Below are 12,871 nucleotides of genomic sequence, written 5' to 3'. Positions count from 1 at the left end.
GGCACGGCGTGCACCACGCAGGCCCCATCCGAGGAGACACACAATGACAGCACACCAACCCTCCAAGCGCCAGTGGATCAAAGGGGCCGCCGCCACGGTCGGCACCCTGGCCGTGGCACCCCAGCTGTGGGCCCAGGGCAGCAGCGCGGCACCCGTGCGCATCGGTTATGCCATTGCCCGAACGGGCCCCTGGGCGGCCGGTGCCCAGGTGAGCCAGGAGCCCAACTACCTGCTGTGGGCCGAGCAGGTGAACGCAGCGGGGGGCCTGAGCGTGAAGGGCACCAAGCGCCCCATCGAACTCATTGGCTACGACGACCGCAGCGAGACCGAAACCTGCGTGCGCACCTACGAAAAGCTGATGGGCAGCGACAAGGTGGACCTGATCCTGCCACCCTGGGGTTCGGGCGCCAACTTCGCCATCGCGCCGCTGGCCAACCGCTTCGGCTACCCGCTGCTGGCACCCACGGCGCTGTCGCGCAAGCTGATCGACATGAACCTGCCCTACTTCTTCTCGCTGCTGCAGCAGCCCGACAAGATGATGGGTGCGCTGGTGGACATGCTGGTGGCCAACAACGTCAAGACCATTGCCATCGTCTACATGGACGATCTGTTTGGCCTGGAGAACTTCGCCGCGCTGAACAACGCCCTCAAAAAGACCAGCATCCAGGTGCTGGAGCGCAAGAGCTACCCGCTGGGTGTGAAGGACCTGGCGCCCGTGCTGCGCGGCATCAAGGACCAGAACCCCGACGCCTTCATCGGCATCACCTACCCGCCCGACACCATCCTGGCCAGCCGCCAGGCGCGCGAGGTGGGCCTGAACCCCAAGTTCTTTTACGCATCGGTGGGCACGGCCTTCCAGCTGTACAAGAACGTGATGCAGGCCAACACCGAAGGCGTGATCGGCATGGGCTCGTGGAGCGTGAAAACCAGCCCCGAGGCCAAGGCGTACTTCGACGCGCACGTGAAGAAGTTCAACAAGGAGCCCGACCGCTGGGCCAGCGGCCATGCCTGGGCAGGCCTGCAGATCCTGCAGCAGGCCGTGGAGAAGGCGGGCCTGGACCGCAAGGCCCTGCGCGAGCACATCGCCAAGAACGAGTTCCAGACCATCCTGGGCGGCATCCGCTTCCAGGGCAGCGAGAACGCGTCCATCCCCGGCACCGTGAGCCAGTGGCAGGGCAGCGACTTCGAAGTCGTGTGGCCCAAGTACCGAGCCACCGCGCAGTTGAACACCGCGAAACCAGCCTGGAAATAACAAAGTGTCTCTGACTTCCTGGGCCGAACTGGTCGCCAGTGGCCTCATCACCGGTGGCATCTATGCGCTGGTGGCCATGGGCCTGAACCTGCAGTACGGGCTGATGCGCATCATGAACATCTCGCATGGCGAGTTCCTGATGCTGGGCGCCTTCCTCACCTGGTCGGCGCACACCCTGTGGGGCATCTCGCCATTGCTGCTGATGCCGCTGGCTTTCATCGCATTGTTTGTTTTGGGGGTGGTGGTGCACGCGCTGTGCTTCAAGCGCCTGGCAGCGCGCGCGCCCAATGTGGACGTGTTCGAGGCGCGCAGCCTGATGGTGGGCTTTGGCCTCATGTTCCTGGTGCAGAACACTGCCCTGCTGATCTGGGGCGGTGACCTGCGTGGCTATGAATACCTGGCCGACCCGGTGCAGATTGCAGGCATGCGCTTCACTGAAAACAAGCTGGTGCTGTTTGGCGTGGCACTGGCGCTGTCGGCCGCGCTGATTGCGCTGCTCAAGCTCACGCTGCTGGGCAAGGCGGTGAGGGCGCTGATGCAGTCGCCCACGGGCGCGCAGCTGGTAGGTATCAACACGCGGCGCCTGCACCCGATGATGTTTGGCATTGGCCTGGGCCTGTCGGGCGTGGCGGGTGCGCTGCTGTCCATGACGTATGAGATTTCTCCGTCGATGGGTGAGCCCTACACCGTGACGGCGCTCATCGTGATCACGCTGGGCGGCTTTGGCAGCCTCGCGGGCAGCCTGGCCGGCGGCCTGCTGCTGGGTCTGGTCGAGGCCCTGGGCATGCACTTCAGCAGCCCCTCTCTCAAGATGCTGCTGAGCTATGCGGTGTTCATCGGCGTGCTGATCTGGCGCCCCAACGGCCTCTTCTCCAAAAAATGAAATCCATCCATTCCAACAAGCCCTGGCTCGCGCTCGCCGTGGGCACGGCCGTGGTCGGCACCCTGCCCTGGCTGGTGTCCGAGTTCGTGGCCTCGGTGCTGCTCAGCTGCCTGATGTACATCGCGCTGGCCACCAGTTGGTCGCTGTTCTGCGGCGCCACGCGCTACCTCTCGCTGGCTACGTCGGCCTTCTTCGGCATTGGTGCGTACACCAGTGCCACGCTGCTGACAGTACTGCCCTGGCCGCTGGTGATCTTGTCCGGTGCGTTGATTGCCTCCATCGTGGCGGTCGTGATGGGCGCTGCCGTGCTGCACCTGCGCGGCACCTACTTTGCAGTGCTCACCTTCGGTATGACAGAGCTGATACGCCACGCGGTGACCTTTGTCGAAAAACAGGTGTCGGGCACCGTGGGCCGCGTGCTCACGGTGGTGCCCAGCAACGAGACCGTGTACCTCACCGTGCTGCTGATCGCGGCGGCGGCCATTGCCACCGCCATTGCCATCCAGCGCAGCCGTTTTGGCCTGGCGCTCTCGGGCATCGGTGCCGACGAGCAGCGTGCGCAGACCCTGGGTGTGGACACGCGCCTGGCCAAGATCGCGGGCTTTGGCATCACCGCGGCCTTTGCAGGCGCCGTGGGCGCGGCCATGGCCGTGCGCTGGACGTACATCGAGCCCGCAGCGGTGTTCAGCCCCTTTATCGGCTTCCAGACGGTGCTGATCGCGTTGATTGGCGGCGCGACCAGCATTGGCGGCCCCATCCTGGCGGCCATCGTGTTCAGCCTGCTGGCCGAAACCCTGCGCCTGCAGCTGCCTTACGGCTACATGGTGGTGTTGGGCCTGCTGCTGATTCTGTGCGTGATGTACTTGCCCAATGGCCTGGCCACGCTGTGGCAACGGCGCAAGCCTGCTGCGGAGGCGCACCATGGCTGAAGCACTTTTGACCATTGACAGCGTGACCGTGCGCTTTGGTGGCCTGACTGCCGTGGATGGCGTGAGCGCCACGCTGCACACGGGCGAACTGATCGGCATTATCGGCCCCAACGGTGCGGGCAAGACCACATTCTTCAACGCCATCTCGGGCGTGCAACCGCCTACCTCGGGCACGCTGCACTGTGGTGCCGACAACCTGACCGGCAAGGGCCCGCACCACTATGCGGCCCACGGCATTGCTCGCACCTTCCAGACGCCGCGCGTGTTCCCTGACATGACGGTGCGCGACAACGTGCGCTTTGGCATGCAGTTCGCGGGTCGCCACCGCCAGGGGCCCGAGGGCCTGCGCAGCGAGGGCGAGATCCTGGCCATGCTGGGCCTGGCGCACCTGGCCGACCGCCCCGCTGCCGACGTGACGCCGTCGCAGCAGCGTCTGCTGGAGATCGGCATGGCGCTGGGCACACGCCCGCGCCTGTTGTTGCTCGACGAGGTGGCCGCGGGCCTGACAGAAGCGGAGGTCGATGCCATGGCCCAGCGCATCCGCCGCCTGCGCGACGACTGGGGCCTGACCGTGGTGTGGATCGAGCATGCGGTGACCACGCTGCTCCAATACGTGGAGCGCGTGCTGGTGCTACACCAGGGCCGCAAGATTGCCGACGGCACACCCGCCGAGGTGGTGCGCGACCCACAGGTGATCGAGGCCTATCTGGGTGACGAAATGACAGCCACCAACGAAGGAGCCACGGCATGAGCGGCGCACACCTCACCGTGCAGAACCTAACCACGGGCTACCACGGCTTTCAGGTGCTGCAAGACCTGGCACTGGAAGCAGCGCCCGGCATCACCGTCATCGTGGGCCCCAACGGCGCGGGCAAGACCACGCTGCTCAAGGCCCTGGCGGGCCTGCTGCCGCGCCAGGGCGCGGTGACGCTCGATGGCCAGGCCGTGCCTGCGATGAACGCCACGGCCTGCGTGCAACGCGGCCTGGCGCTGGTCGCCGAAGGTCGCCAGCTGTTCCCGCAGATGACGGTGACAGAAAACCTGGAGCTGGGCGGCTGGCTGGTGCCGTCACGCGTGCGCGCCGAGCGGTTGCACCAGGCGTTTGAAGACTTTCCCCGCCTCAAGGAACGCGCCCATCAACTGGCCGGCACCATGAGCGGCGGCGAGCAGCAGATGGTGGCCGTGGCCCGCGCCATGATGAGCGGCCCGCGCCTGTTGATGCTGGACGAGCCCTCGCTGGGCCTGGCGCCACGCATGGTCGATGAGCTGCTGGCCATCGTGCAGCGCATTGCCGCACAAGGCGTCACCGTGCTCATGGTGGAGCAGAACGTGCGCAAGGCGCTGCAGATCGCGCAGCGCGGCTATGTGCTGGAGCGCGGGCGCATCGTGGCCTCGGGCGAGGCATCGACCCTGCTGCAGTCCGACGTGGTGCGCCAGGCCTACCTCGGCGTGGCCTGAATACCTTCCCCCTTTTTTCATCTGTTCTTTTTCAGGAGCTTTCATCCATGACTGCCATTTCCATGCTGATCAACGGCGAGCGCGTGCAAGCCACTGGCGGCGCCACGTTTGAGCGTCGCAACCCGCTCGATGGCTCGGTAGCCACCACGGCCCCTGCCGCCAGCGTGGCCGACGCCAAGGCCGCTGCCGACGCGGCCGCCAAGGCCTTCCCGGCCTGGTCGGCCCTGGGCCCCAACGCGCGCCGCGCGCTGCTGCTCAAGGCGGCACATGCGCTGGAGGCGCGCACGGCCGACTTTGCGGTGGCCATGGCGGCCGAGACCGGCGCCTCGGGTATGTGGGCGGGCTTTAACGTGCACCTGGCTGCCGGCCTGCTGCAAGAAGCCGCCGCCCTGACCACGCAGATTGCCGGCGAAGTGATTCCGTCCGACGTGCCCGGCAGCCTGGCCATGGGTGTGCGCCAAGCGGCGGGCGTGGTGCTAGGCATTGCACCGTGGAACGCACCCGTCATCCTGGGTGTGCGCGCCATCGCCACGCCGCTGGCCTGTGGCAACACGGTGATCCTGAAGGGGTCGGAGCTGTGCCCCGCCACACACGGCCTCATCATCGAGGCGCTGCAGGAGGCCGGTTTGCCCCCCGGTGTGGTGAACTTTGTGACCAACGCACCCGCCGACGCAGGCGCCGTCGTCGAGGCCATCGTGGCCCACCCGGCAGTGCGCCGCATCAACTTCACCGGCTCCACCAAGGTGGGCCGCATCATTGCGCAGACCTGCGCCAAGTACCTCAAGCCCGTGGTGCTGGAACTGGGTGGCAAGGCCCCGCTGCTGGTGCTGGATGACGCCGATATCGACGCCGCCGTGGCGGGCACCGTGTTTGGCGCGTTCGCCAACTCGGGCCAGATCTGCATGTCCACCGAACGCATCATCGTAGACAACGCCGTAGCCGATGAATTTGTGGCGAAGCTCGGTGAGCGCGCCAAGGCACTGCCGCTGGGCGACCCACGCAAGGGCCCCGTCGTGCTCGGTTCGGTGGTGGACATGGCCACCGTGCACCGCTGCAACGCCCTGATCGACGACGCACTGGCCAAGGGCGCCAAGCTGGTCTGCGGCGGCAAGAGCGACAGCACGCTGATGCAGGCCACGGTGCTCGACCATGTGACGGCCGAGATGGACATCTACCGCGAAGAATCGTTCGGCCCCGTCAAACCCGTGGTGCGCGTGAATAGTGTCGAGGAAGCCGTTGCCTGCGCCAACGACAACGAGTTCGGCCTGTCATCCGCCGTGTTCAGCCGCGATGTGGCCAAGGCGTGGAATGTGGCCGCACGCATCGAGTCGGGCATCTGCCATGTGAACGGCCCCACGGTGCATGACGAAGGCCAGATGCCTTTTGGCGGCGTGAAAAGTTCGGGCTATGGCCGCTTTGGCGGCATGGCCGGGGTGCGTGAATTCACCGAATTGCGCTGGATCACCGTGCAGACTACCCCGCGCCACTATCCGTTCTGACCATCAAAAAAGATAGCACCTAGCGCATGATTTACCTGCGCCAGGTGCCACTTTTCTTCAAAATCACATCGTGATGGCATCCAGCGGCCAACGCGGCTTCACGTCAAAGGCGTAGTCGGTGTTGGCCTGCTGCTGCCCAGCCTGCAGCCGCATCGCAGCCGCCATGGCAATCATCGCGCCGTTGTCCGTGCACAAGTGCAGCTCGGGGTAATGCACACGCACCTTGGCAGCGGCACAGGCGGCATTGAGCTGGGCGCGCAAGTGTCGGTTGGCACCCACACCACCGGCCACCACCACGCGCTTGAGGCCGGTCTGCTTGAGCGCGGCCAGCGTCTTCTTCACCAGCACTTCGACAATCGCAGCCTCGGTGCTCGCCGCCAAGTCTGCCTTGCGCGCTTGCAACTCATCGCCCAGCTTCTTGGCCTGCGTGAGCACCGCCGTCTTGAGCCCGGCGAAAGAGAAATCAAGGTTGCCGCTGTGCAGCAGCGGGCGTGGCAGCTTGAAGGCCGTGGCATCGCCCTGCTCAGCCAAGCGCGACAGCGCAGGCCCACCGGGGTAGCCCAGGCCCATGAGTTTGGCGGACTTGTCGAACGCCTCGCCAGCCGCATCGTCAATGGTCTCGCCCAGAATCTCGTAGCGGCCCACGCCATCCACGCGCATCAACTGCGTGTGACCGCCTGATACCAACAGGGCCACAAAAGGGAATTCAGGCGGGTCAGCGCTGAGGAAGGGTGACAGCAGATGCCCCTCCAGATGGTGTACGCCCAGCACCGGTTTATTCAGCGCAGCGCCCAGTGCACATGCCACACCGGCACCCACCAGCAGCGCACCAGCCAGGCCCGGGCCGCGGGTATAGGCCACCACGTCTACGTCAGCCAGCGACTGGCCGGACTCGGTAAGCACCTGCGTGGCCAGCGGCAGCACGCGGCGGATGTGGTCACGGCTGGCCAGCTCGGGCACCACACCACCATAGGCCTGGTGCATCTCGATCTGACTGTGCAGCGCGTGCGACAGCAGCGTAGGCACGGCATTGCCCGTGGAACGGACCAATGCCACGCCCGTCTCGTCGCACGAAGATTCAATACCCAGGATCAGCAAGCTCATGCCCCGAGTGTAAAACCCGGGGCCGATCCGTCCCGGAGGGCTGTTTACCAGCGGTCCGACCGCATGCGCAGTTCCCAGTTGCCGCTGCGCAGCTCGTACACACCCACGGCGCCGTAGCGTTGCTCGCCCTTCTCATCCCAGGTCATGGTGCCAATCACTGGGGCATAGCCGTTGATGCTGTGCAGGGCCTTGGTGATTTCCTTGGGGTCGGCGGACTTGGCTTTCTGGATGGCCGCCGAAAGCACATACGTGCTGTCGTAGCTGTAGTGGCCACCGTAGGCCGGAGGCTTCTTGAAGGCGGCGATGTACTTTTCAAGGAAGGGCTTGCCGGTGGTGAACTCCTTGGCTTCCAGCACTGGCGAGGTGGCGTACAGCCCCTGCACGATGCCCGCGCCCTTGGTCATGTCGGTGGTCTTGATGGTGTCGCCACCCAGCAGGCTGACCTTGGTGTGGTCTACCTTCTTGAGCGCTTCGAGCAGCGCCAGGGCCTGGAAGTCGTTGAGGGTAGAGACAATCACCTCCACGTTGGCGGCCTTGAGCTCACCGGCCAGCTCGTCGAAGGCCACGGTCTTGTCGTCGAACGACTTGCGCACCACTACTTCCTTTTTCTCGGCCTTGAGCTGTTCGGCAGCGCCATCGGCCAGGCCCTTGCCGTAAGGGGTGCCGTCGTCCAGCGCGGCGTAGCGGTTGGCGCCCAGCTGCGTGGCCGCAAAGGAGCCGATGGCGCGCGCCTGCAGGGTGTCGTTGGCCACCATGCGGAACGTGGTGGGGAACCCGAGCTGCGTGAACTTGGGATTGGTGGAGATGGCGATTTGTGGAATGTCCTTGGCGGCGTAGATGGGGGCGGTCTCAATGCTCACGCCCGAGTTGAGGTGGCCCACCACGGCTACCACACCCGCATCCACCAGCTGCTGGGCGACCGCCTTGCCGGTGGTGGCGTCGGCCTTGTCATCCACGGACACAACCTCCAAGGTCACGCGCTTGCCGTCCACGGTGTAGCCGGACTTGTTGAGTTCCTCCACCGCCAGCTTCACGCCATTGAGCAGATCCTGCCCCAGGGCGCCCAGCGGGCCGCTCAAGGGCTGTGCAACACCAATTTTGATGGTGTCCGGCACCTTGCCGCATCCGGTCAGGAGTGCAGCAGTCGCCACTGCGGTCAAGGCCAGGCTGGCCGAGAAGCGCCGCCGGTTCATGTGCTTGTTCATGCAAAAAACTCCATTTCAGTGTGTCTGTGCGACCAGATGTATATGCGACGCCCTGCTGAGCGGGCTACCGGGTATGCCCTCCCACGGTGTCAGTATTAGCAACTTTCAGGCCCCACAACGGGGGCCAGGGCACCCAGGCCTGGCGGGCCTGGGGCTGGTATGGGCCCTGGGTGAAAGCCCATCGCGACGGCGCTCTGGGGCCGTGCACCACCCCGGCGCACCAATTTGTGGCGTAAAAATTGCTTATGCTTACGGGTATGAATGAGGCTTTGCGCATCGTGGTGGTTGCCCCGGATCTGGCAGTCGCCGACCCTGACGACGAACACGCCGTGGAGCAGGCGGAACGGTCGCGGGCGCTGCGCATCGGGCTGCTGGAGAACAACTTCAACCTGGTGGCCACGCTGCCCGCCGACGTGTTTCTGAGCGAGCGCATTGCCCAGCTGCAGCCTGACCTGATCATCGTGGACGCCGAGAGCGAGGCCCGCGACGCGCTGGAGCATGTGGTGATGGCCACACGCGACGAACGCCGCCCCATCGTGATGTTCACCAACGATGAAGACACCTCGCACGTGAAGGACGCGGTGGCGGCCGGTGTGTCTGCATACATCGTGGCGGGCCTGGCACCGCAGCGCATCCGCCCCATTCTGGACGTGGCCATGGCCCGCTTCCAGCACGAACAGGCTTTGCGCGCCGAGCTGGCCGACGCCAAGACCGAGCTCAAAGACCGCAAGACCATCGACCGCGCCAAGGGCCTGTTGATGCAGCGCCAGGGCCTGACCGAACAGGCCGCCTACGAAAAGCTGCGCAAGACCGCCATGGACAAGGGCCTGAAGCTCGTGGACGTGGCCCAGCGCATGCTGGACGTGATGGATCTGCTAGGGTAAAACCAGAGAACAGCCCCCTGAGCGGCTGCGCCGCTTCCCCCTTCTCTCGAATGATTGCGTCATTCGGGAAGGGGGACGATGCCCTCGCTGCGGTGCGGCCCTTGCTTGGCATCCCTCGCCTGGGCCGCGCCCAATTCCAAGGCCCCTCCCAAATGGTGCGCCGCACAAAGGCAGTGCGAACACACTGATCACAACAAGAACATCCCTGCTGCAAGCCCCGCAGGCGTGTAGCGCTTATTGATCAAGCGCAGACAGCTATCTATTCCATAGCAACCAACGCTCCAACATGGCGCAGCGCACGCTGGCACGCGCTTTGCATTGCACAGTGCAAGACCAATGCAGGTCTGACCACTGACAGCACTGACCCAACGGCGGGCCGGTGCTGGCAAGGAGCCCCGGACCCGTTCCAGGCTCCACCCAGGACAAAGGCGTCCCCACCCGCTCCCGGCGTTGCTTTGATGCAGCCAGGCGCAGTGTGAGGACGCCTTTTTTGTTTTTCACGCCACCAGGGATGCCCCATGACCGATCTGTTGAAAACCAGCCTCAACCGCCGCACCGTGCTGCAGGCCGCCACCGTGGGCGCTGTGGGTGTAAGCCCCGCGCTGCGCGCGCTCGTCCACGCAGCGGGCTCCGACGCCCCCGAGAAGAAGGAAGTCAAGATCGGCTTCATCCCGCTGACCGACTGCGCCAGCGTGGTCATGGCTTCGGTGCTGGGCTTCGACAAGAAATACGGCGTGACCATCGTCCCCAACAAGGAAGCCAGCTGGGCCGGCGTGCGTGACAAGCTGGTGAACGGCGAACTGGACTTTGCCCATGTGCTCTACGGCCTGGTCTATGGTGTGCACCTGGGCACCGCCGGCCCCAAGAAGGACATGGCCGTGCTGATGAACCTGAACAACAACGGTCAGGCCATCACCCTCTCCAAGGCCCTGGCCGACAAGGGTGCGGTGGATGGCCCGTCCCTGGCCAAGCTCATGGCCAGCGAGAAGCGTGAATACACATTTGCGGGCACCTTCCCCACCGGCACCCACGCGATGTGGATGCACTACTGGCTGGCAGCGGCGGGCATCAACCCGCTGTCGGGCGCCAAGCTCATCACCGTGCCCCCGCCGCAGATGGTGGCCAACATGCGCGTGGGCAACATGGACGGCTTTTGTGTGGGCGAGCCCTGGAACCACCGCGCCATCATGGATGGCATTGGCATCACGGCAAACACCACGCAGGACATCTGGAAGGACCACCCCGAGAAGGTGCTGGGCACCACGGCCGAGTTCGTCAAGAAGTACCCCAACACCACGCGCGCCGTGATGATGGCCGTGCTCGAAGCCAGCCAGTGGATCGACGCCAGCCTGTCCAACAAGATGAAGATGGCCGAGACCGTGGCCGGCAAGGCGTATGTGAACACGGGTGTGGACGCCATCAACCAGCGCATTCTGGGCCGCTACCAGAACGGTCTGGGCAAGACCTGGGACGACCCCAACCACATGAAGTTCTTCAACGACGGCGCGGTGAACTTCCCCTACCTGTCCGACGGCATGTGGTTCCTGACCCAGCACAAGCGCTGGGGCCTGCTCAAGAGCCACCCCGACTACCTGGCCGTGGCCAAGGAAGTGAACCAGGTGGACCTGTACAAGTCGGTCGCCAGCGCCATGAAGATCAGCGTGCCCAAGGATGTGCTGCGCACCAGCAAGTTCATCGACGGCGTGGTGTGGGATGGCAAGGACCCCGCCAAGTACGCCGACGGCTTCAAGATCAAGGCCTGACGGCAACCCTGCCCCAGCGCCCGCCCGGCCACCCCGCAAGCAAGCCCTGCACAGGAGAACACCATGGTCAGTGCCGTCTTTCACTCCCCGTTGGATGCAGCCCCCGTGGCCGCACAGAATGCTATGAATACTGTAGCTGCAAGCGCATCATCCACTAGCGCAAGAAGCCAAAAGGCTGCGATATCTGCCCCCAAGGCGCCTGCAACGCCCTCCAGCGTGGCCACTGGCCGCGACTGGTCCGCCCTCTCGCGCAGCTTCTGGCTGGCCGTGCTGCCGCCGCTGTGTGGCCTGGGCCTGCTCGTCGGCCTGTGGGCGGTGGTCTCCACCACCACGGGCGGCAGCATCCCCAGCCCCAAGGACACCTGGCTACAGGCGCTGGAAGTGTTCAGCAACCCCTTCTACCGCAACGGCCCCAACGACCAAGGCGTGGGCTGGAATGTGCTGATGAGCCTGCAGCGCGTGGCCATCGGCTTCGGCATGGCGGCGCTGGTGGGCATTCCGGCGGGGTTTGTGATCGGACGCTTCAACTTCCTGTCGCGCATGTTCAATCCGCTCATCAGCCTGCTGCGCCCCGTGTCGCCGCTGGCGTGGCTGCCGATCGGTCTGCTGGTCTTCAAGGGCGCCAACCCGGCGGCCATCTGGACCATCTTCATCTGCTCCATCTGGCCCATGATCATCAACACCGCCGTGGGTGTGCAGCGCGTACCGCAGGACTACATGAACGTAGCGCGCGTGCTCAACCTGAGCGAATGGAAGATCGCCACCAAGATCCTGTTCCCCGCCGTGCTGCCCTACATGCTGACCGGTGTGCGCCTGGCCGTGGGCACCGCGTGGCTGGTGATCGTGGCGGCCGAGATGCTGACCGGCGGCGTGGGCATCGGCTTCTGGGTGTGGGACGAGTGGAACAACCTCAACGTCAAGAACATCATCATCGCAATCTTCGTGATCGGCATCGTCGGGCTGCTGCTGGAGTTTGCACTCATCAAGCTGGCCACCGCATTTACGTTTGAAGAGGTGAAAGCATGAACACGACAGCTCCATCCACCCACCCTTCCATGAGCACCAAGTTCATCGAGATCCACGGCGTCGAGCAGACCTTCAAGACGGCCAAGGGCCTGTTCCCGGCGCTGCGCGACATTCACCTGACGATTGCCAAGGGCGAGTTCGTGGCGCTCATCGGCCACTCGGGCTGCGGCAAGTCCACCTTGCTCAACCTGATTGCCGGCCTGACCACGCCCACCAACGGCGCGCTGCTGTGCGCCAACAAGGAGATCAAGGGCCCGGGGCCGGAGCGCGCGGTGGTGTTCCAGAACCACTCGCTGCTGCCCTGGCTCACCTGCTTTGACAACATCTACCTGGCCGTGGAGCGCGTGTTTGGCGCCAAGGAAACCAAAGCCCAACTCAAGGCCCGCACCGACGCCGCACTGGCGCTGGTGGGCCTGACCCACGCGGGGCAAAAACGCCCCGGTGAAATCTCGGGCGGCATGAAGCAGCGCGTGGGCATCGCCCGGGCCCTGAGCATGGAGCCCCAGGTGCTGCTGATGGACGAGCCCTTCGGCGCGCTCGACGCCCTGACCCGCGCCAAGCTGCAGGACGAGTTGCTGGAGATCGTGGCGCGCACCCAAAGCACCGTGGTGATGGTGACCCACGACGTGGACGAAGCCGTGCTGCTGTCCGACAAGATCGTGATGATGACCAACGGCCCGGCCGCCACGATTGGCGAGGTGCTGACCGTGGACTTGCCCCGCCCCCGCAAGCGCGTGGAGCTGGCCGAGGACCCGCAGTATGTGCACTACCGCAAGGCGGTGATCGACTTTCTGTACACGCGCCAGGGGCACGTCGAAAAAGCCGCTTGAGCGGCCGGTCAGCAGCGCACCCGGCCGCCCAAAACAAA

General features: G+C 65.0%; 12 protein-coding genes. 10 read left to right on the top strand and 2 right to left on the bottom strand.

Annotated elements, in window-relative coordinates:
• The first annotated feature begins 43 nt into the window (after positions 1–43).
• Genes AC07X4_RS04710 through AC07X4_RS04685 form a run of 6 tightly spaced genes read left to right on the top strand, consistent with a single transcriptional unit; the run spans position 44 to position 6,021 of the window.
• On the top strand, positions 44–1,252 hold the full coding sequence (locus tag AC07X4_RS04710; protein ID WP_494739401.1) for an amino acid ABC transporter substrate-binding protein: 1,209 nt from the start codon (positions 44–46) through the stop codon (positions 1,250–1,252).
• A 4-nt stretch (positions 1,253–1,256) separates the two neighbouring features.
• The gene (locus tag AC07X4_RS04705) at positions 1,257–2,135 is read left to right on the top strand and encodes a branched-chain amino acid ABC transporter permease (protein WP_494739400.1); all 879 of its coding nucleotides are present in this window, start codon (positions 1,257–1,259) and stop codon (positions 2,133–2,135) included.
• Positions 2,132–3,064, top strand: a complete 933-nt coding sequence (locus tag AC07X4_RS04700) for a branched-chain amino acid ABC transporter permease (protein ID WP_494739399.1) — start codon at positions 2,132–2,134, stop codon at positions 3,062–3,064. Before AC07X4_RS04705 ends, AC07X4_RS04700 begins: the two co-directional genes overlap by 4 nt.
• Positions 3,057–3,815, top strand: a complete 759-nt coding sequence (locus AC07X4_RS04695) for an ABC transporter ATP-binding protein (protein WP_494739398.1) — start codon at positions 3,057–3,059, stop codon at positions 3,813–3,815. Before AC07X4_RS04700 ends, AC07X4_RS04695 begins: the two co-directional genes overlap by 8 nt.
• Complete coding sequence (locus tag AC07X4_RS04690) at positions 3,812–4,522, top strand: ABC transporter ATP-binding protein (protein ID WP_494739397.1); 711 nt, start codon at positions 3,812–3,814, stop codon at positions 4,520–4,522. Before AC07X4_RS04695 ends, AC07X4_RS04690 begins: the two co-directional genes overlap by 4 nt.
• Positions 4,523–4,569: 47 nt before the next feature.
• Positions 4,570–6,021, top strand: a complete 1,452-nt coding sequence (locus AC07X4_RS04685) for an aldehyde dehydrogenase (protein ID WP_494739396.1) — start codon at positions 4,570–4,572, stop codon at positions 6,019–6,021.
• Positions 6,022–6,084: 63 nt separating this feature from the next.
• Here the strand turns inward: AC07X4_RS04685 and tsaD are convergent, their stop codons facing one another.
• Both tsaD and AC07X4_RS04675 read right to left on the bottom strand, forming a co-directional pair.
• The gene (tsaD, locus tag AC07X4_RS04680) at positions 6,085–7,125 is read right to left on the bottom strand and encodes a tRNA (adenosine(37)-N6)-threonylcarbamoyltransferase complex transferase subunit TsaD (RefSeq protein WP_494739395.1); all 1,041 of its coding nucleotides are present in this window, start codon (positions 7,123–7,125) and stop codon (positions 6,085–6,087) included.
• 44 nt (positions 7,126–7,169) lie between these two features.
• The gene (locus tag AC07X4_RS04675; RefSeq protein ID WP_056743995.1) at positions 7,170–8,330 is read right to left on the bottom strand and encodes a branched-chain amino acid ABC transporter substrate-binding protein; all 1,161 of its coding nucleotides are present in this window, start codon (positions 8,328–8,330) and stop codon (positions 7,170–7,172) included.
• A 257-nt stretch (positions 8,331–8,587) separates the two neighbouring features.
• Between AC07X4_RS04675 and AC07X4_RS04670 the strand changes: the two genes are divergently transcribed.
• The 4 genes from AC07X4_RS04670 (at position 8,588) to AC07X4_RS04655 (ending at position 12,833) form a co-directional block, all read left to right on the top strand.
• Positions 8,588–9,214 carry an ANTAR domain-containing response regulator gene (locus AC07X4_RS04670; protein WP_056058325.1) on the top strand — a complete coding sequence of 209 codons (627 nt, stop codon included), beginning with the start codon at positions 8,588–8,590 and terminating at the stop codon, positions 9,212–9,214.
• Positions 9,215–9,732: 518 nt separating this feature from the next.
• A complete protein-coding gene (locus tag AC07X4_RS04665) occupies positions 9,733–10,977 on the top strand; it encodes a CmpA/NrtA family ABC transporter substrate-binding protein (protein WP_056743994.1) in 1,245 nt (414 codons plus the stop codon).
• Between the two features lie 63 nt (positions 10,978–11,040).
• On the top strand, positions 11,041–12,003 hold the full coding sequence (ntrB, locus tag AC07X4_RS04660) for a nitrate ABC transporter permease (protein WP_494739394.1): 963 nt from the start codon (positions 11,041–11,043) through the stop codon (positions 12,001–12,003).
• The gene (locus tag AC07X4_RS04655; protein WP_260668096.1) at positions 12,000–12,833 is read left to right on the top strand and encodes an ABC transporter ATP-binding protein; all 834 of its coding nucleotides are present in this window, start codon (positions 12,000–12,002) and stop codon (positions 12,831–12,833) included. Before ntrB ends, AC07X4_RS04655 begins: the two co-directional genes overlap by 4 nt.
• The last annotated feature ends 38 nt before the right edge of the window (positions 12,834–12,871 follow it).

The organism is Acidovorax sp. GW460-11-11-14-LB4, assembly GCF_059423685.1.
This window is presented reverse-complemented; position numbering and strand designations above follow the sequence as displayed.